Raw genomic sequence first — 17,902 nt, 5'->3', positions numbered from 1 at the left:
TGCTTGCAGCCCTTATTTTATCAGTAACTTAGTTTCGGTCATGGCTTGCTCTAAGTGCGTTCGGTCTTTTTGCATGGCGCACAGTAGTGTGGCACCTAGCCACTTAGCATAAAGTGTTCGCGAAGCCATGTAAGGGTTTTCAATGGTCAGCAGACCTTGCTCGTTGCCAGATGTGAAGTAACCCGCCATACGATTGATGACCTTCTCTGCGCCATTATCTAACTCGGCTTGCATGCTCGATGATGTTCCAGATATTTCTCCGGACAATTTCACCACCAAACATTTGATCTGAAAGTCCTCAGTCACTTTTGATTCTGACCAGAACTCGAAATAACGTATCGCTCGCTGTTCAAAGGTGATGGAGCTGTCTTCAAGATATTGACTGAGCGTGTTTAGATGGTCCTTAAAATAGTCCTCTAATAACTGACGACCGAAATCTTCCTTCGATTTGAAATGGTGGTAGAAAGAGCCTTTCGTCGCGTTCGCTTGTTGAATGATCTTCATAATACCAATACCAGCAAATCCGTGTTCGCTAATGAGCTCAAACCCAGCGTTGAGAAGTGTTTGTTTTAAATCAGCCATAAGTCCACCATTTGTTGCAATCGGTGACTATTGTAACCCTGAACAAACAGACCGTACAGTCTAGTAGCGTTAGCATCGTTAATCGGGTGATTTGCCACGAAATCGCTATTGCTATTTCAACAACTCATGTCATCCTTATGGAAAAACCTACAAGGAGAGATCATGCTTAAAATTGCAATGTTGAGTACTGGTGAAGAAGTATTGTATGGCGATATTGTTGATACCAATGCTGCATGGCTCAGCCGTCTATTTTATGAGCATGGGTTTTCCATGTCGAAGCGCTCAACGGTAGGAGATCAGCGAACTGCATTGCTACAAGAGATGGTCATGCTGAGTTTGAATTTGGATGTGGTGATTGTCAATGGTGGCTTGGGCCCTACGTCTGACGATCTCACGGCTGAAGTGGCTGCCGAAGCCGCGGATCAACCTTTGGTGTTGAACCAAGATTGGTTGGAGACGCTGACAGCTTTTTATGCTCAACGTGGTAAATCCATGCCTGACAGCAATATCAAACAAGCGATGTTGCCTGAGGGAGCAGTGGTAGTCGATAACCCAATTGGCACCGCGTGTGGCTTTAAAATGATGATCAATGATTGCCTGTTTTACTTTACCCCTGGTGTGCCAAGCGAATTTAAAAAGATGGCAACAGAGCAAATATTACCAGATTTGAAGCGACAGTTTGGACAGTCAGCGGGCCGAGATTGTCGCCGTTTGTACACGTTTGGCCTTTCCGAGTCAGGTATCGCAGATACCTTGTCTGTAATTGCTTTGCCAGACGGCTATGAGCTTGGTTATCGTTCGTACCTACCTTTTATTGAAGTAAAGCTCTTTGGTCCTTCTCAAGATGTAGAGAAGGGCGTGCGCCTCCTCGCGATGATAGAGAAATTACTGCATCAAAATGTGGTCAGTGTTGATGAGCCAATGTTGTCTCGTATTAGCCACCTAGTGGATACTCATAAGCCGACGCTCGCCATATCTGAACATGCGACTAAAGGGTACTTGTCGGCATGGCTACAAGATGATGAGTCATTAGCTCAGTATTGCGGTGCAACATGGATACTAGGTGACAAGACGTCTTCACCTTTGACGAAAGAAGGTGAACCTCTAGGTGCAGTCCTTGCATTGGCTGCTGCGACAAAAAGCAATTGCGAGGCAGATATTGCTTTGGCGACGGGAAAGTTTGAGTCGGGTGTATTTTCAGTTGCGATTGCGACACCGAAAGGAGAGTGGGGACAGATTCTCCAATTACAGCGCAAGTATAGCTCGAAGGATGTAAAAACGATCATTGCTACGGTCGCTGGGGACATGTTACGACGTTACTTAGATGGCAAGCCAATGTTTCCCGATTATGGCTACGTGAATCGTAAAGAGGAGATCTACGTGCCTTCTAGTGTGCTGTAAGGGCCGGGTAAGTTAGACTTTTTCTGGTCCGTATAGCCCTCATGAAAGTTATTCAATTAAGTGCGTATATACCAATTGGTTATCACTATATAAATATAAGATCTATGTCACAGTATATTGATCTTAAAGCAAAAGTTCAGATTCTCATTTTTGAGAGTAGCTCTTCTTAAAAAATTGATTAGAATCAATGTTCACTCTGGAAACAGTGGTGTCTAGGGAGGAAGCAATGATTCAACAATCAAAGATTCGTGTGGTATACCAAGTCGCAAATGAGAAGATCATGTTAGGCGAAGCCTTTAGTAAAACATGCGGTGATATTGCGGCGATGTGGTTGAAAGCACCGATGGAAGACCTTTTGTCTGATGAAGAAGGATTTAAGATTTCACTTTATGATGATGGTGGTCGTCACGTAGCGGATAAAGCCGTCTCGATGGGTACCGCCGATAGCATTCTAGCGACGGTTGATTAGCCGTCTACATCGTATTTTCTCTTTTAAGCCGGTTTATTAAACCGGCTTTTCTTTTTGTAGTGGCATGCTCAGCCATTTATTTCTGCCCTTTTCTTATTACCTCTGCTGTCTGACACCTATCGTAGGTTCGTGATCTATAGCGAATGATAAGCCAGTAGTTATTAACTAATGCATTCATCAAATGTGATCTATTTTGTGCTTTTGCTCTAATTTTAATCACAATTATAAATCATGGCTCATACTCGATGTAACACGTCTATTACGGTTAGAGTATGAAGTTATTATGAGTGCATCATCGCTGGTGGAAATCGAAAGCCTATTTAACGATAACGGGGAACCAGAATTTGGTCACCTTACTGCTATCCCTAAATACCTTGGTTTAGAACGTTTTGTGTATCGCACCACAATGGACAAAACGGCAAATCGCTTGGCGAAGTATTTTCATTATAAGCAGTTTCAATTTGTCAGTATTAGTACGCCAGATTACATCATAGGGGTGGCGATGGCTGACATACGTTACCTTGGCAACAGTTTCTATTATGTCTATGACATTGCCACTAATGAGCTTATAGAGGCGAAAACAATCCAACCCTTGGGCTATCGCTATCAGTTAATGCCTTCGCCATGGCAAAGCATCAGCTATTTTAACGCCTTGGGAACACGGATTGAAATCGAGGAGGGGTTATGGCGGGTCACGGTTGATTCTGAGTTACTTGGTATGGACATCACATTGACCCCTCCAAGCTTGGGAACAGGCCCGCTCATGCTGTGTACGCCTACGGGCTATTCAGGCTGGACGTATACACAAAAACACAATGCTTTGGCAGTAACAGGCCATATAAAGGTGCAAGGTAAAGCGCTTGATGTGTCGACTTGTCTTGCTGGTTATGATTTTTCTGCAGGCTATATGAGGCAAGAGACCAGTTGGCGCTGGGCAAGTCTTAATGCGATGGTCAATGAGCGTCGAATCGGTGTAAATCTAGCGGCTGGTGTCAACGAAACAGGGGCAACAGAAAACACGTTATGGATCGATGGACAACGTTATCTACTTAATGGTGTGCATTTTGATTTTGATCGGTTGGACTCGAATAAACCATGGCGGATCTATGGGGATGACGGTGCCATCGATCTGACCTTTCGACCCCTTCAATTAAGGTCAGAAAAGCTCAACTTTGGGCTATTGAAGAGCAATTTTCGCCAGTATGTCGGTTACTTTTCCGGTGTATTAACGGATCTGGAAGGTAATCATTATCCATTAGACCGTGTGCTCGGTTTGACGGAAGATCATTATGCAAAATGGTAAGGAGAACTTAGCGTGACTGATATCGTTGATAACCCAGAGTGGCTATTACTGCTGCTTGCCCCTGTTTTTATTGCAATGATGGCACTTGAATATGCATTTGGGCAGCGTGCAGGGCGGTTACCTAAGTCGGGTCATTATTCGTTAAAAGAGCTCATGTGCAATTTTAGCTTGGCCGGGTTGCATCAGTTGTCTGATCTGCTTGCGGGTCTACTTATTTCCTATTTATATTTGAGTGTATTTGGCTGGCGCTTGTTTGATATAGAAATGTCGCTATCAACGTTTTTATTACTGATGATTTTGCAGGATTTTTTCTATTATTGGTTCCATAGAGCGAGTCATCGAGTTCGTTGGATGTGGGCGGCACATGTTGTTCATCATAGCTCGGAGGGCATGAATTTTAGTACGGCCTTTAGACAGAGCCTAATGTACCCATTAGCCGGGATGTGGTTATTCTGGTTGCCACTGATTGTCATAGGATTTGACCCTAAGTGGGTAGTGTTCGTTGTGCTGTTGAATTTGGGGTTACAGTTTTTCGTGCATACTCAATGGATCAAGCGTCTCGGTTGGTTGGAATGGGTGTTTAATACGCCTTCGCATCATCGTGTTCATCATGGCCGGAATTCGCAATACATCGATAAAAATTATGCCGGAGTGCTGATAGTCTGGGACCGGATATTTGGCACGTTTGAGCCTGAAGTGGAGACGGTAAGATATGGCATCAGCAAGCCAGTCGAGAGCTTTAATCCCATTACAGTGACATTTGCCGAGTGGAAAGACATGTGGCGGGATGTTATTGCACCAGACAAAACGTTAAAGCAACGGCTTACTACCATGCTATCGCCGCCGAATGATAACAAATAAGGCAATTAGGGTCGCTGGTATAGAACAAAATTAACGACAGATTTAAATGAGCGGCAATAAAAAACGGCTCATGAAGAGCCGTTTAAAGAGGAGGGAGCTTGTTTATGCTCGCTTCTTCACTTGATGCGCAATATCGCCGAGTTCAATATTCGTTTTCGCCCGACAGATACAAGGTAATATTTCATTACTTTTTGTGTAAGCCATTGCAAACCCTACGTATTCCACTTCTCCAGAAACCAACGTACAGCGGCAAGCGCCACAATGACCGTCTCGGCAGTTGTACTCTGGTTCTAACCCCGCTTGTTCTAGGGTCTCTAAGACCGTATTAGAAGGGTTAGATTCAATGGTCGTGATAGCGTTTATCTTAATGGTTGGCATTAAAGTTCGAAGTCCTCGAAGTCGTTCGCACTTACTTCATTATCAATTTGACCAACAAGATAAGAACTAATTTCGGCTTCTTGAGGGGCAACTTGAACATTATCTGAAGATAACCAAGCGTTAATCCAAGGGATCGGGTTCGATGTCGCTTCCGGATATGCCACACCCAAGCCAACAGCTTGCATACGCACGTTAGTGATGTACTCTACGTATTGGCATAGGATATCTTTGTTCAAGCCAATCATTGAACCATCTTTGAATAGGTATTCAGCCCATTCTTTTTCTTGTTCTGCTGCGTCTTTAAACAGGTCGAAACAGTCTTGCTTGCACTCTTCTGCAATTTGCATGAATGAGAAATCATCCTGGCCATTACGAAGAATGTTAACCATGTGCTGCGTGCCAGTAAGGTGCAATGCTTCATCACGTGCAATCAGCTTAATGATTTTTGCGTTACCTTCCATCAGCTCGCGCTCCGCAAAAGCAAATGAACAAGCAAAACTTACGTAGAAACGAATCGCTTCCAACGCGTTCACTGACATCAAGCAAAGGTAGAGTTTTTTCTTAAGCTCATACAGGCTAACGTTAACTTCGTCACCATTCAGAACGTGCGTACCTTCGCCGTAGCGGTGGTAGTCATTTGTTGCTTGAATGAGGTCGTCGTAGTAGTGCGCAATGTCTTTAGCACGCTTTAAAATGTGCTCATTTTCCACGATGTCGTCAAAGACGACACTTGGATCATTGACAATATTGCGAATGATGTGTGTATAGGAGCGAGAGTGGATCGTTTCAGAGAACGACCATGTCTCAATCCAAGTTTCAAGCTCTGGAAGTGACACCAATGGTAAAAGCGCCACGTTAGGGCTACGACCTTGAATTGAATCCAGTAACGTTTGATATTTCAAGTTACTGATGAAAATGTGCTTTTCATGTTCTGGTAGCTTGTTGTAGTCGATACGATCGCTGGATACGTCAACTTCTTCTGGTCGCCAGAAAAAGGAAAGCTGTTTCTCGATCAACTTTTCGAAAATCTCGAATTTTTGTTGGTCATAACGCGCTACGTTGACTATATTGGCCTAAGAACATTGGTTCTTTTAGGGCGTTATTTTTTGTTTGAGTAAAAGTACTGTAAGCCATGGTGCTGCAATCCTTTTTAGCCCCTTCGCTAAGGAAAGGGCTGTGTTACTAATTTGTCGTATGAACGGTTAAATCTTACAACCGCCGCCTGCACAATCATCTTCTTGTTCAACCACCACGCCTTTATCGCCTTGGTCATCTTTTGCACCGTCTCGGGTGTTATGATAGTACAGAGTTTTTACACCGAACTTATAGGCAGTCAGAAGGTCTTGAAGTAATTTCTTCATCGGAACCTTACCGCTGTCATAGACGCTTGGGTCGTAGTTTGTGTTAGCTGAGATAGCTTGGTCAACAAACTTTTGCATGATGCCCACAAGGTGCAGATAACCGTCGTTGTTGCCAATCTCCCAAAGTAACTCGTAGTTCTCTTTAAGATTGACAAAATCAGGCACAACTTGCTTCAAAATACCATCTTTAGAGGCTTTTACTGAAACGTAGCCACGAGGCGGCTCAATGCCATTGGTCGCATTTGAAATTTGAGATGACGTCTCTGACGGCATAAGTGCAGTCAATGTTGAGTTTCTAAGGCCAAACTCCATGATTTCTTCGCGGAGTTTATCCCAATCGTAATGCAGTGGCTCGTCACATAAAGAGTTGATATCACTCTTGTAAGTGTCGATAGGCAACAAACCTTTCGCGTAGTTGGTTTCGTTAAATAGAGGGCAACGACCTTGCTCTTTCGATAACTCAACAGACGCCTTCAATAGGTGATATTGAATCGCTTCAAACGTGCGGTGTGTCAGATTATTCGCTGACCCGTCTGAGTACTTGACACCATTTTTCGCTAAGTAGTAAGCGTAGTTAATCACACCAACCCCTAACGTACGGCGGTTCATAGTGGACTTGTACGCTGCTGGTAGCGGGTAATCTTGGTAGTCGAGCAGTGCGTCTAACGCACGAACCACAAGGTTAGAAAGCTCAGCAAGATCATCAAGTTCATTGATGGCGCCAAGGTTAAATGCAGACAGAGTACAAAGTGCGATTTCGCCTTCGTCATCTTCTACATTTTTGAGCGGTTTCGTTGGTAGTGCGATTTCTAAACAAAGATTAGATTGACGCACTGGTGCAACTTTTGAGTCAAATGGGCTGTGTGTATTACAGTGATCGACATTCTGAATGTAGATACGACCCGTTGAAGCACGCTCTTGCATCAGCAAGGAGAAAAGTTCTACCGCTTTAACCGTTTCTTTTTTGATTGAAGGGTCGTTTTCGTATTGAACATATAAGCGCTCAAATTCGTCTTGATCTTCAAAGAATGCGTCGTATAAACCCGGTACGTCAGACGGCGAGAACAAGGTGATATTGCCACCTTTTACAAGACGTGAGTACATCAGCTTGTTGAGCTGAACACCGTAGTCCATATGACGTACACGGTTTTCTTCAACACCACGGTTGTTCTTTAGTACAAGTAGTGATTGAACTTCACCATGCCACATTGGATAGAACACCGTTGCTGCACCGCCACGAACACCACCTTGAGAGCAACATTTTACTGCTGTTTGGAAGTATTTGTAGAAAGGAATACAGCCAGTGTGGAAGGCTTCGCCGCCACGGATTTCCGAACCTAGAGCACGAATACGGCCTGCATTGATACCAATGCCAGCTCGCTGTGAAACGTAACGAACAATAGAGCTTGCTGTCGCGTTAATAGAATCTAGGCTGTCACCACACTCAATCAGTACGCAAGAGCTGAACTGACGGGTAGGAGTACGTACACCAGACATAATCGGTGTAGGTAGAGAAATTTTGAAGGTCGAAGTTGCATCGTAGAATCGCTTGATATAATCCAAACGCGTTTCTTTTGGATATTTTGCGAACAAACAAGCGGCAACCAAAATGTACAAGAACTGTGCACTTTCAAAGATTTGACCCGTTACGCGGTTTTGCACGAAGTACTTACCTTCCAGCTGTTTAACAGCGGCGTAGGAGAAATCGTGATCGCGCGTGTGGTCAATATAGCTATCGAGCTCATCAAATTCAGCTTTGGTATAGTCAACAAGAAGGTGCTTGTCGTATTTACCTGCTTCAACCATCTTAGACACTTGGTCAAATAGCGTTGGTGGCTCGTACTGGCCATACGCTTTTTTACGAAGGTGGAAGATAGCTAAGCGAGCAGATAAGTATTGATAATCTGGTGTCTCTTCTGAAATAAGATCTGCCGCTGACTTAATGATGGTCTCGTGAATATCAGACGTTGTTATCCCGTCGTAAAACTGGATATGAGCTTTTAACTCTACTTGTGAGACTGATACGTTTTGAAGACCTTCTGCAGCCCATGCGATAACACGGTGAATCTTCTCAAGATCGATAGTTTCTTTGCGGCCATTACGTTTGGTAACGGTTAGTTGCTGGTTCATTCTGAGGTGTTCCCTAACAAAACAATATGAAGTCTTGCTTTTATGAAATTTTGTTGAGTCTTAGCGATGACTTCGTGATCCAAGTCGCCCTATGGCTTTTTGTTGTTAACACAAGATATAGGGGTAATTTGCATTCCGGCTTACAAGATAGTGCTATAAGCCAAAATTTTCAAGTTCACATATTTGTTTGAACTGTGGATAAGCAGGGGACAGAAAAAAACAGTTAGTAGACACTAACCATTGAAGATAGAGCAGACTTAGCGGTGAAATTTGCGTGCTAGCAAAACGGTTTTCTTTTAACCATTTCAAAAAAAATTCCTTGATCTTTGATAATTTCTGGACGGTATTGAGTAGATAATTAAAAGTGCGATATTAGGCTGCAAAACGCACAGGTTTGTCTTGTTTTTGTAGCGTATTTGTGTCGAAAAATTAACGTGGTTAACCTTGTGCAATGCAAGGGTTTGGTCGTGAGATTTTTGTAGTAGGTCGGGATAGAGAGATGATACTAGATGTAGTGTCAACTATTGAAAAGTATGCTTAGTGTCGCCCTTAGAAAACGACAGGGCGTCAAGCTGGCATCGTGTAGGGAAACGAGCGCAAGACTATCATGATTGGGCATCACGATTGGAGCGCTCATTAGCCAAAGAGTAGAAGGTGAACTCTACCCTTTGTGCTTATGACAATCGACTACTTGGCTTTTTCTGTGTAGACAATGTAGTTGACGTCGACACGCTTACCGAGCTTATAGCTGTCTGTTAGTGGATTGTACTGAAGGCCAGTGATTCCTTTTTCAACCAACTCTGTCCTGTCGACCATTTTTATCAACTCCGATGGCTTGATAAATTTTTCGTGGTCGTGAGTCCCATCCGGCACAATCTTAAGAAGTTTTTCTGCGCCTACAATGGCAAATAGATAAGACTGTAGATTACGATTCAGCGTTGAGAAAAAGACTTGTCCGCCGGGCTTTACAAGTTTTGCGCATGAAGCAATGACAGATGCGGGGTCTGGGACATGTTCTAGCATTTCCATGCAGGTTACCACGTCGTATTCACTCGGCATGCTCACTCGCATGTTGCTCGACAGTACTTTGAACATAAGTGAGTTTGGCGCCAGTCTCCAACGCATGCAATCTTGCAACTTCTAGGGGCTCCTTGCCCATATCTAGGCTTAGTAACTGTTGCGCCTTGGACCGCCATACTTTCGGCGAGTATGCCGCCGCCACAGCCCACATCGAGGACTTTTTTGCCAAACAGCCCATTGGCATTTTCAAGAACATAATTAAGTCGTAATGGGTTAATTTGATGAAGAGGTTTGAATTCACCCTCCAGATCCCACCAGCGGCTTGCCATGTCTTCAAACTTTTTGATTTCGTCTAAATCGACGTTTTGGTGCTTATCCATACTGAGCAATGCCTATTTCCAATTTTCCGTCGAGTATACCGCAAATTTTTTTACTACGAATACCATGAAGTGGGTTTATGTGTTTTTGGCTACCTTGGCAAATTTCAGCCAAATAGTGGCGGTTTTTGCACCACTTCTCAATGTGATGGTTTGGAAATGTGCAAATAGTGGACAGTTGAATCGTAACAAAGGTCACAACATGATAAAAGCCGCGTGAAAGTGATGCCGAACCACGTATTATTGTGTTATATTTTCTGACCTTATACGTATCGAATATACGATCAATATATAGAGGAATGTTAGCTCTATGAGCGATCTAGCTAAAGAGATCACGCCCGTAAATATAGAAGATGAGCTGAGAGGCTCTTACCTCGACTACGCGATGTCAGTCATCGTTGGTCGTGCTCTTCCTGACGTGCGTGATGGCCTAAAACCAGTGCACCGTCGTGTTTTATTCGCGATGAACGTGCTAGGCAATGATTGGAACAAAGCATACAAAAAATCTGCTCGTGTAGTAGGCGATGTTATTGGTAAATATCACCCACATGGTGATAGTGCAGTTTACGAATCGATTGTTCGTATGGCACAGCCATTCTCGCTTCGTTACATGCTGGTCGATGGCCAAGGTAACTTTGGCTCGGTCGATGGTGATTCAGCAGCGGCCATGCGTTACACCGAAGTACGTATGTCGAAAATTGCTGGCGAACTGTTGGCAGACCTTGATAAAGAGACGGTTGATTACGTTCCCAACTATGATGGGACCGAGCAAATCCCTGCAGTATTACCAACAAAGATCCCTAACCTATTGGTTAACGGTGCGTCTGGTATCGCGGTAGGTATGGCAACAAATATTCCACCACATAACTTAAATGAAGTGATTGATGGATGTTTGGCCTTTATTGCTAATGAAGAGATTACGATTGACGAGCTCATGGATTACATCCCTGGGCCTGACTTCCCGACAGCGGCGTTAATCAGTGGCCGTAAAGGCATCATTGATGCGTACAAAACGGGTCGTGGTAAAGTGTATATGCGCTCGAAAGCGGATATTGAAGTAGAGAAAAATGGTAAAGAAACCATTATCGTTACTGAAATCCCGTATCAAGTGAACAAAGCACGTCTGATTGAAAAAATTGCTGAACTTGTTAAAGACAAGAAAGTAGAAGGCATTAGTGCACTGCGTGATGAGTCGGATAAAGACGGCATGCGCATTGTTATCGAATGTAAGCGTGATGCTGTGGGTGAGGTTGTTCTTAATAACCTTTATTCGCAAACTCAATTGCAAACGACATTTGGTATCAACATGGTTGCGCTTAACAACGGCCAACCACAGCTTTTCAACCTGAAAGAAATGTTGAAGTGCTTCGTTGATCACCGTCGTGAAGTCGTAACGCGTCGTACTATCTTCGAACTGAAGAAAGCACGTGACCGTGCTCATATCCTTGAAGCTTTATCTCTTGCATTAGCGAACATCGATGAAATCATTGAACTGATTCGTAACGCACCAACGCCAGCGGAAGCGAAAGTTGGTCTTGTGGCACGTGGTTGGGAGTTGGGTAATGTTGCTTCTATGCTTGAAAGAGCGGGAACTGACGCTGCTCGTCCTGATTGGCTGGAAGATGAATACGGCATCCGTGATGGTCTTTACTACCTAACAGAGCAACAAGCACAAGCGATTCTGGAACTTCGTCTACACCGTCTAACCTAGGTCTAGAGCATGAGAAGATTCTTGATGAATATAAAGCGCTTCTAGAAGAAATTGCCGAATTGCTGCACATTTTGGGTAGCACAGAGCGCTTGATGGAAGTGATTCGTGAAGAGCTTGAATTAGTTCAAGCGACTTACGGCGATGCGCGTCGTAGTGAAATTACTGCCGCTGTGCACGATATTGATATGGAAGAGCTAATTGCTCGTGAAGATGTGGTCGTGACCCTATCTCACGAAGGCTATGTGAAATATCAAATCCTAAGCGACTACGAAGCTCAACGTCGTGGTGGTAAAGGTAAGAGCGCCACTAAGATGAAGGAAGAGGATTACATCGAGCGTCTGCTTGTTGCGAATACTCATGACAATATCTTGTGCTTCTCTACTCGCGGTAAAACGTACCGTCTGAAAGTGTATCAACTGCCTCTAGCGAGCCGTGCTGCACGTGGTAAGCCTATTGTTAACCTACTTCCATTGGAAGAAGGCGAGCGTATTACTGCTATTCTGCCAGTCAGCGAATTTAGTCCAGAGAAGTTCATCTTCATGGCGACGGGCGACGGTACGGTTAAGAAGACGTCGTTGGATCAATTCTCTAACGTGCGCTCGAATGGCTTAATTGCTGTTAACTTGCGTGATGATGATTCATTGATTGGCGTTGATATTACCAATGGCGATAGCGACATCATGTTGTTCTCTAAAGCGGGTAAAGTGGTTCGCTTTAGTGAAGATAAAGTTCGTGCTATGGGACGTACTGCAGCAGGTGTTCGTGGTATGAAGCTCGCTGATGATGACCAAGTCGTGTCGTTGATTGTTCCTTCAAACGAAGGTGATATTTTAACGGTAACGAAAAATGGTTACGGTAAGCGAACTGAGCTTGCAGAATACCCTACTAAGGGTCGAGCAACTCAAGGCGTTGTGTCTATCAAAGTTTCAGAGCGAAATGGCCCTGTAGTTGGTGCGGTTCAAGTTGAACTTGGCGACGAAATGATGATGATCACTGATGCAGGTACGTTAGTTCGTACACGCGTTGCGGAAGTAAGCCAAGTTGGCCGAAATACGCAAGGTGTGACACTGATTAGAACGGCGGATGATGAATCAGTGGTTGGTCTTCAACGCATTGATGAAGTAGAAGAAGCTGACTTACCTGAAGGAGAAGTTCTTGAAGGTGAAGAAGCAGCGACTACTGCACCTGTAGAGGAAGCGCCACAAGTGGATGCGGAACCTAAAGACGAAGCAGGCGATGAAGAGTAATCTTCTAAGCTAAGATCTTCTGAAGTAAGATAAGAAAAAGCCGAGCTATGCTCGGCTTTTTTGTGTCTATCGTATTTTGGAGCCTAGATGCAGTTATCTAGTTAAGACAGCCGTTCTAGATTAATCGTAGATGACAATTAATCTAGAGGCTGGGATCGCGTTACAGGATACGAGCTCTAAAACTGCGCCCTTTCATTTTGCCGTTCTCAATCTTACCGTGTGCTTTTTTAGCAATCTTTTTCTCAACCGCAACAAATGACGCCATAGGGAACATGTTGATTTTACCAATCTGTGCACCTTGAATGGTTTTGTCGCCCGTTAGCGCACCAAGAATATCACCTGGACGTAGCTTTTGCTTTTTACCACCAGATACTTGGATCGTGACCATTTTTGCCTGATAAGGTTGATTTGATGATTGTGCTGGTAATTGACTAGGCTCAATCGGCATATCAAGATATTCATCGATGAGTGCCACACGATGCATTTCATTGCTGCTAAAGAAGCTAAACGCAAGCCCTTTGTTACCAGCTCGGCCAGTACGGCCAATACGGTGAACATGGACTTCTGGGTCTCGTGACAATTCATAGTTAAACACGGCATCGAGGTTATCGACATCGAGTCCACGCGCAGCAACATCCGTTGCTACTAGGACGGTAACACTTTTGTTCGCAAACTGAACCAATGCGCGGTCGCGTTCTTTTTGCTCTAAGTCGCCATGAAGGTCAATGACGCTAAAGCCGCGGTGATGAAGCTCATCGGCAACATTTTGAACTTCTTTCTTAGTGTTACAGAATACAACAGCGGACTCAGGTTGGTGAGTCAGTAGCAAGTTCTCTAATGCATTATCTCGGTCTTCATGCGAATCTAATTTGTAGAAGAACTGTTGGATACTGCTGTGATCATGCTTGCTTTCAACTTTAACCACTTCTGGTTTATTCATGATGCGAGAAGCAATCGCTTCAATTTGCTTAGGGAACGTTGCGCTAAAGAGCAAGGTTTGACGCTCTTTTGGTACTTCGCTAATAATCGCGTCTAATGCGTCCTGGAAGCCCATATCCAGCATGCGATCGGCTTCATCTAGTACTAGAGTGTTTAATTCGCTTAGGTCAATTCGGCCTCTTTCTAAGTGGTCAAGAATACGACCAGGTGTGCCTACTAGGATGTGCGCGCCGTGCTCCAGTGAACCGATTTGAGGACCCATAGGCGTACCACCACATAAGGTCAGTACCTTAATGTTGTGAATAGAACGAGCAAGGTTACGAATTTCTTTTGCAACTTGGTCTGCAAGCTCACGAGTAGGGCACAGCACGAGTGATTGCACTCGAAAGCGTTTAACGCGCAGGTTAGAGAGTAATCCAAGACCAAATGCAGCTGTTTTACCTGAACCGGTTTTTCCCTGACCGATAACGTCTTTACCATCAAGAATCAGAGGCAGCGATTGTGCTTGAATTTCCGTCATGTTAGTAAAGCCAAGTCCTTCCAAATTGCTTAATAAAGAAGGGGATAGATTTAAGGTAGAGAAAGTGGAACTGTTCAAGAGCGATCCTTAGTGGTCATAGGGCAAGGGGGTATTATCAACATATCTGTCTGGGATACCAGCAGAAAGTGAATTTGATATCACTGAGAGATGTATTTTTATGCGAGCTTAATCAATCGTTGGCTATAGAAAGAGTCATATAGCAGGCAACAAGGCATGGCTACAATAGGGGGGATATGCTATGACTCTTTAGAGAGAATCATAGCATTGATGCTTAACAAGCCGAATATATTGGCCACGTTATTGAGGCTTAGATGAATACTACTCTGAAATAGGTTGAGCGGTTCTCATCCAGTCACGATACGCGTCTGCCCCATCTTCGCCTTCTGCTGGTGACCAAGAAGCAAAGTCTTGCGGTTGTGTTGGAAGGTAAGCCCCTTCCTTGATTTCTAACCCAACCGTGCCTTCACTCATACAAGCATAGCCATGCCATGTACCTGGCGGAATTTCAATCGCACGGTTAGTATCAGGAGAAAGACTATGACGCTGAGTTAACTGGCCTTCGTCGTTAAAAATCAACAAATCAAGCTGACCTTTTAGCACCAAGAACAATTCCCATTTATGGGATTCACTATGGCGATGTGGGCGCATATAGGTATCGGGTTCTGTTGATATGAATAAACGCTGTACGTTCGCGTCTAGTTGCTCGTGTAAATTATGGTGGCTGCGTTGGCGAGGTGCTAATTTTGCGTTGTTTGAAAACGTATCAAAGTCTTGATTACTGATTATTTTTAACATTGCGAGGCTCTGTAAAGTGAACTATACCGCGTATTCTAAAGCTTTGAGCAAAATGTGCAGCAACAAAATTTACATTGTCATGTTTCTATTTAAATCGATTCTAACCTAGTGGCACCAAAGTGTGATTATGATTCCAGTTTGATCGAATTAAAGTGTACGAAAACGTCATGATGCTATTATCATTTTATGATTACAGATTAACCAGTTACGATGGTGGATAACGCAGTGGAAGCAGCAATTAACCAGTTAAAAAAGGACTTTTACGCTCACCTAAAGTCGTATCAGGAACCGAAAGCAGCAAATGGCTTTAAAACCCTTTCTATTTTAACTCAAGACGAACTAGCCGAGCTTGAAAATGTTTGGATTCAATTGGCAGTTTGGAAACAGACGCAGGCATAAAGCTCACCGCTTTCGCTCAATTTAATGACTGCGATTTCATTGTTAAAGCGATAATTCAACCATTAGACGACACGATCAAACAGGTAACATTGTTATAACCCTAGGTGGAAGCACTTAGGGTTTTTTAGTGTCTTCACACTACGGATTGTTATATTATAACAACTGTTATAATAAAGTTATCATTGAAAACTCAGTGACCAACCCCCATAGTCAAGGGTAGAGTGTAGTGTGAACTGGCTAAGACGACATTGATATTGGCCTAAAAAATCAAGTGAGAGAAGTTATGGCGGAAGTACGAGCCAGAATAGAATTAAAAGTTGGACTTAATAGTGATATCCAAGCTGAGATGCTTTCCTTTCGTGGACTTAGCACAGACAAAGAGCACGTTGCGCTAATCTTTAAGCGCGTTGATCAGCAACAAGATATCCCTTTGGTGAGAATGCACTCGGAATGTTTAACTGGCGATGTCTTCCACTCATCTCGTTGCGATTGTGGAGAGCAGTTGGAAGAAACCATACAAAAAATGGGTGCTGAAGGCGGCATTATTCTATATCTACGCCAAGAAGGGCGAGGTATTGGTTTATATAATAAGCTTGATGCCTATAAGCTGCAGTCGGAAGGTATGAATACCTATGAAGCCAATAATCATCTAGGTTTTGGCGATGATCTTCGAGACTTTTCTGAAGCAGCGCAAATGCTACAAGCGCTGGGTATGGATGCGATTAAATTGGTCACGAATAATCCGAAGAAAGTCCGTGAGCTTCAAGAGCATGGCATCACTATTAAAGAGGTCGTGAACACAAACGCTCATGTAAAAGACGGTAACGAAAGTTACTTAAAAGCGAAAGTGTCTCATGGTAAGCACAATCTGAAATTCTGACCATGCGTTTTTAATTTGTTAAGAAACCTCACGAAAGTGGGGTTTTTTTGTATTAGTCATTGAAAATAAATTGTAACTGAGTATTATTGCCCATTGATAGTGTTAATGATAATAATTCGCACTACACAATAATAATTATGCTCAACAAGGATGCTTCAATGAATGTAACCACTTTTGTGAAGAGTGCAGTGGCTGCCTCTCTAGTACTGACTTCAACGACTGCGTTATCGGCAGTTTCGCAACAACAAGTCGTCGAACATTACGCCGATTTAGCCCACGCCGTTTTCTCCGATGCCGTCATTACGGCTAAATCGTTAGACACCTCTATTAACACTTTTTTAGCCAACCCTTCAGAAAAAGGCTTGTCTGACGTAAAACAAGCATGGATCGCCTCTCGCGTACCTTATCAACAAACGGAAGTATTTCGATTCGGTAATGCCGTCGTTGATGACTGGGAAGGGCAACTTAACGCTTGGCCGCTGGATGAAGGTCTGATTGATTATGTTAGCTCAGACTACCAATACGAATTAGGTAATGATGGTGCGCAAGCCAATATTGTGGCGAATGAAAGCCTAACAATCGGTGCAAACACGCTCGATACTAAAGCGATTACACCGGCATTGATTGCCGATTTGAACGAAGTCGGTGGCTCAGAAGCGAATGTTGCTTCGGGTTATCATGCCATTGAGTTTTTGTTGTGGGGACAAGATCTTAACGGCACAAATGCGGGTGCTGGTGAGCGTCCTTACACGGATTATGTAGTGGGTGAAGGCTGTAGCAACGGCAATTGTGCGCGACGTGCTGAGTATTTACAGGCGGCGTCTAGCTTGTTAATTCAAGATTTGGCATGGATGGAAAAACAGTGGTCGGATTCAGAGAAAAATAATTACCGCGCGACGCTGTTGGCAGATAAACCAGTTAACGGCGTGAGAAAAATGTTGTTCGGTATGGGCTCGTTATCGCTGGGTGAACTGGCAGGAGAGCGTATGAAAGTGGCATTAGAAGCAAACTCGACTGAAGATGAGCACGATTGCTTCTCGGATAATACTCACAACTCACATTACTACAATGAGCAAGGTATCTACAACGTGTATACCGGAACGTATGTACGTACCAATGGGACTTTAGTTGTCGGTCCAAGCATCGCGGATCTTGTTGCACAAAAAGATAAGATGGCCGCGAAAGAAATTCAAAAGCAGTTCGACGTGACTCGTGCTCAAGTTGGTCAACTGGTTTCTTCTGCTGAAAACGATAACCAACATTTTGATCAGCTTATCGCATCAAACAACCCTCAAGGTAATAAATTGGTCAACGATACGATCGTCGCGCTAGTCGCGCAGACCGTAGCTCTATTGAGCGTGCAGCTGGAATTATTGGCATCACAAGCTTAAATCCTGATACGGCAGATCATGACTTTTAGTCTCTCTAAGTTCTCGTTAGTGTTTCACAGATAATAATAAAAAAGGGGGATGAACCCCCTTTGTTGATCAGATATGAGTGAGTGTTGA

General features: G+C 43.8%; 11 protein-coding genes and 4 pseudogenes. 8 read left to right on the top strand and 7 right to left on the bottom strand.

Annotated features, from left to right (window positions below):
* Positions 1–12: 12 nt before the first annotated feature.
* Positions 13–582, bottom strand: a complete 570-nt coding sequence (locus AC0L66_RS11260) for a TetR/AcrR family transcriptional regulator (protein ID WP_473567351.1) — start codon at positions 580–582, stop codon at positions 13–15.
* 162 nt (positions 583–744) lie between these two features.
* On the opposite strand from AC0L66_RS11260, the gene AC0L66_RS11255 reads away from it, so the two are divergent.
* From AC0L66_RS11255 to AC0L66_RS11240, 4 genes are all read left to right on the top strand, one after another.
* On the top strand, positions 745–1,983 hold the full coding sequence (locus AC0L66_RS11255; protein ID WP_473567349.1) for a CinA family nicotinamide mononucleotide deamidase-related protein: 1,239 nt from the start codon (positions 745–747) through the stop codon (positions 1,981–1,983).
* 226 nt (positions 1,984–2,209) lie between these two features.
* Positions 2,210–2,452: a hypothetical protein gene (locus tag AC0L66_RS11250; protein WP_265675548.1), complete on the top strand. Its 243-nt coding sequence runs from the start codon at positions 2,210–2,212 to the stop codon at positions 2,450–2,452.
* 283 nt (positions 2,453–2,735) lie between these two features.
* Positions 2,736–3,755 carry a DUF2804 domain-containing protein gene (locus AC0L66_RS11245; RefSeq protein ID WP_473567347.1) on the top strand — a complete coding sequence of 340 codons (1,020 nt, stop codon included), beginning with the start codon at positions 2,736–2,738 and terminating at the stop codon, positions 3,753–3,755.
* A 12-nt stretch (positions 3,756–3,767) separates the two neighbouring features.
* Positions 3,768–4,616, top strand: a complete 849-nt coding sequence (locus AC0L66_RS11240; protein WP_265675546.1) for a sterol desaturase family protein — start codon at positions 3,768–3,770, stop codon at positions 4,614–4,616.
* 102 nt (positions 4,617–4,718) lie between these two features.
* On the opposite strand, the gene yfaE is transcribed toward AC0L66_RS11240, so the two are convergent.
* The 4 genes and pseudogenes from yfaE to ubiG form a co-directional block, all read right to left on the bottom strand.
* On the bottom strand, positions 4,719–4,994 hold the full coding sequence (gene yfaE, locus AC0L66_RS11235) for a class I ribonucleotide reductase maintenance protein YfaE (RefSeq protein ID WP_265675545.1): 276 nt from the start codon (positions 4,992–4,994) through the stop codon (positions 4,719–4,721).
* Positions 4,994–6,128 (bottom strand): annotated as a pseudogene (nrdB, locus tag AC0L66_RS11230) (class Ia ribonucleoside-diphosphate reductase subunit beta). Before nrdB ends, yfaE begins: the two are co-directional and overlap by 1 nt.
* 68 nt (positions 6,129–6,196) lie before the next feature.
* A complete protein-coding gene (gene nrdA, locus AC0L66_RS11225) occupies positions 6,197–8,485 on the bottom strand; it encodes a class 1a ribonucleoside-diphosphate reductase subunit alpha (protein WP_265675543.1) in 2,289 nt (762 codons plus the stop codon).
* 687 nt (positions 8,486–9,172) lie between these two features.
* Positions 9,173–9,885, bottom strand: a pseudogene (gene ubiG, locus AC0L66_RS11220) (bifunctional 2-polyprenyl-6-hydroxyphenol methylase/3-demethylubiquinol 3-O-methyltransferase UbiG).
* 307 nt (positions 9,886–10,192) lie between these two features.
* Here ubiG and gyrA point away from each other — a divergent pair.
* Positions 10,193–12,840, top strand: a pseudogene (gene gyrA, locus AC0L66_RS11215) (DNA topoisomerase (ATP-hydrolyzing) subunit A).
* 160 nt (positions 12,841–13,000) lie between these two features.
* Here gyrA and dbpA read toward each other — a convergent pair.
* The gene (gene dbpA, locus AC0L66_RS11210; RefSeq protein ID WP_265675540.1) at positions 13,001–14,377 is read right to left on the bottom strand and encodes an ATP-dependent RNA helicase DbpA; all 1,377 of its coding nucleotides are present in this window, start codon (positions 14,375–14,377) and stop codon (positions 13,001–13,003) included.
* Between the two features lie 261 nt (positions 14,378–14,638).
* Complete coding sequence (locus AC0L66_RS11205; protein WP_265675539.1) at positions 14,639–15,115, bottom strand: WbuC family cupin fold metalloprotein; 477 nt, start codon at positions 15,113–15,115, stop codon at positions 14,639–14,641.
* A 225-nt stretch (positions 15,116–15,340) separates the two neighbouring features.
* Here AC0L66_RS11205 and AC0L66_RS11200 point away from each other — a divergent pair, with 225 nt between their 5' ends.
* The 3 genes and pseudogenes from AC0L66_RS11200 to AC0L66_RS11190 all read left to right on the top strand — a co-directional run bounded on the left by AC0L66_RS11200 (position 15,341) and on the right by AC0L66_RS11190 (position 17,814).
* Positions 15,341–15,514: a hypothetical protein gene (locus AC0L66_RS11200; RefSeq protein WP_265675538.1), complete on the top strand. Its 174-nt coding sequence runs from the start codon at positions 15,341–15,343 to the stop codon at positions 15,512–15,514.
* Between the two features lie 283 nt (positions 15,515–15,797).
* Positions 15,798–16,394: a GTP cyclohydrolase II gene (locus AC0L66_RS11195; protein WP_265675537.1), complete on the top strand. Its 597-nt coding sequence runs from the start codon at positions 15,798–15,800 to the stop codon at positions 16,392–16,394.
* A gap of 158 nt (positions 16,395–16,552) precedes the next feature.
* Positions 16,553–17,814 (top strand): annotated as a pseudogene (locus AC0L66_RS11190) (imelysin family protein).
* Positions 17,815–17,902: the final 88 nt, after the last annotated feature.

Source organism: Vibrio sp. GJ43-1, from assembly GCF_055808835.1.
Note: the sequence above shows the minus strand (reverse complement) of the source record. Positions and strands in the feature narration are given on the sequence as shown.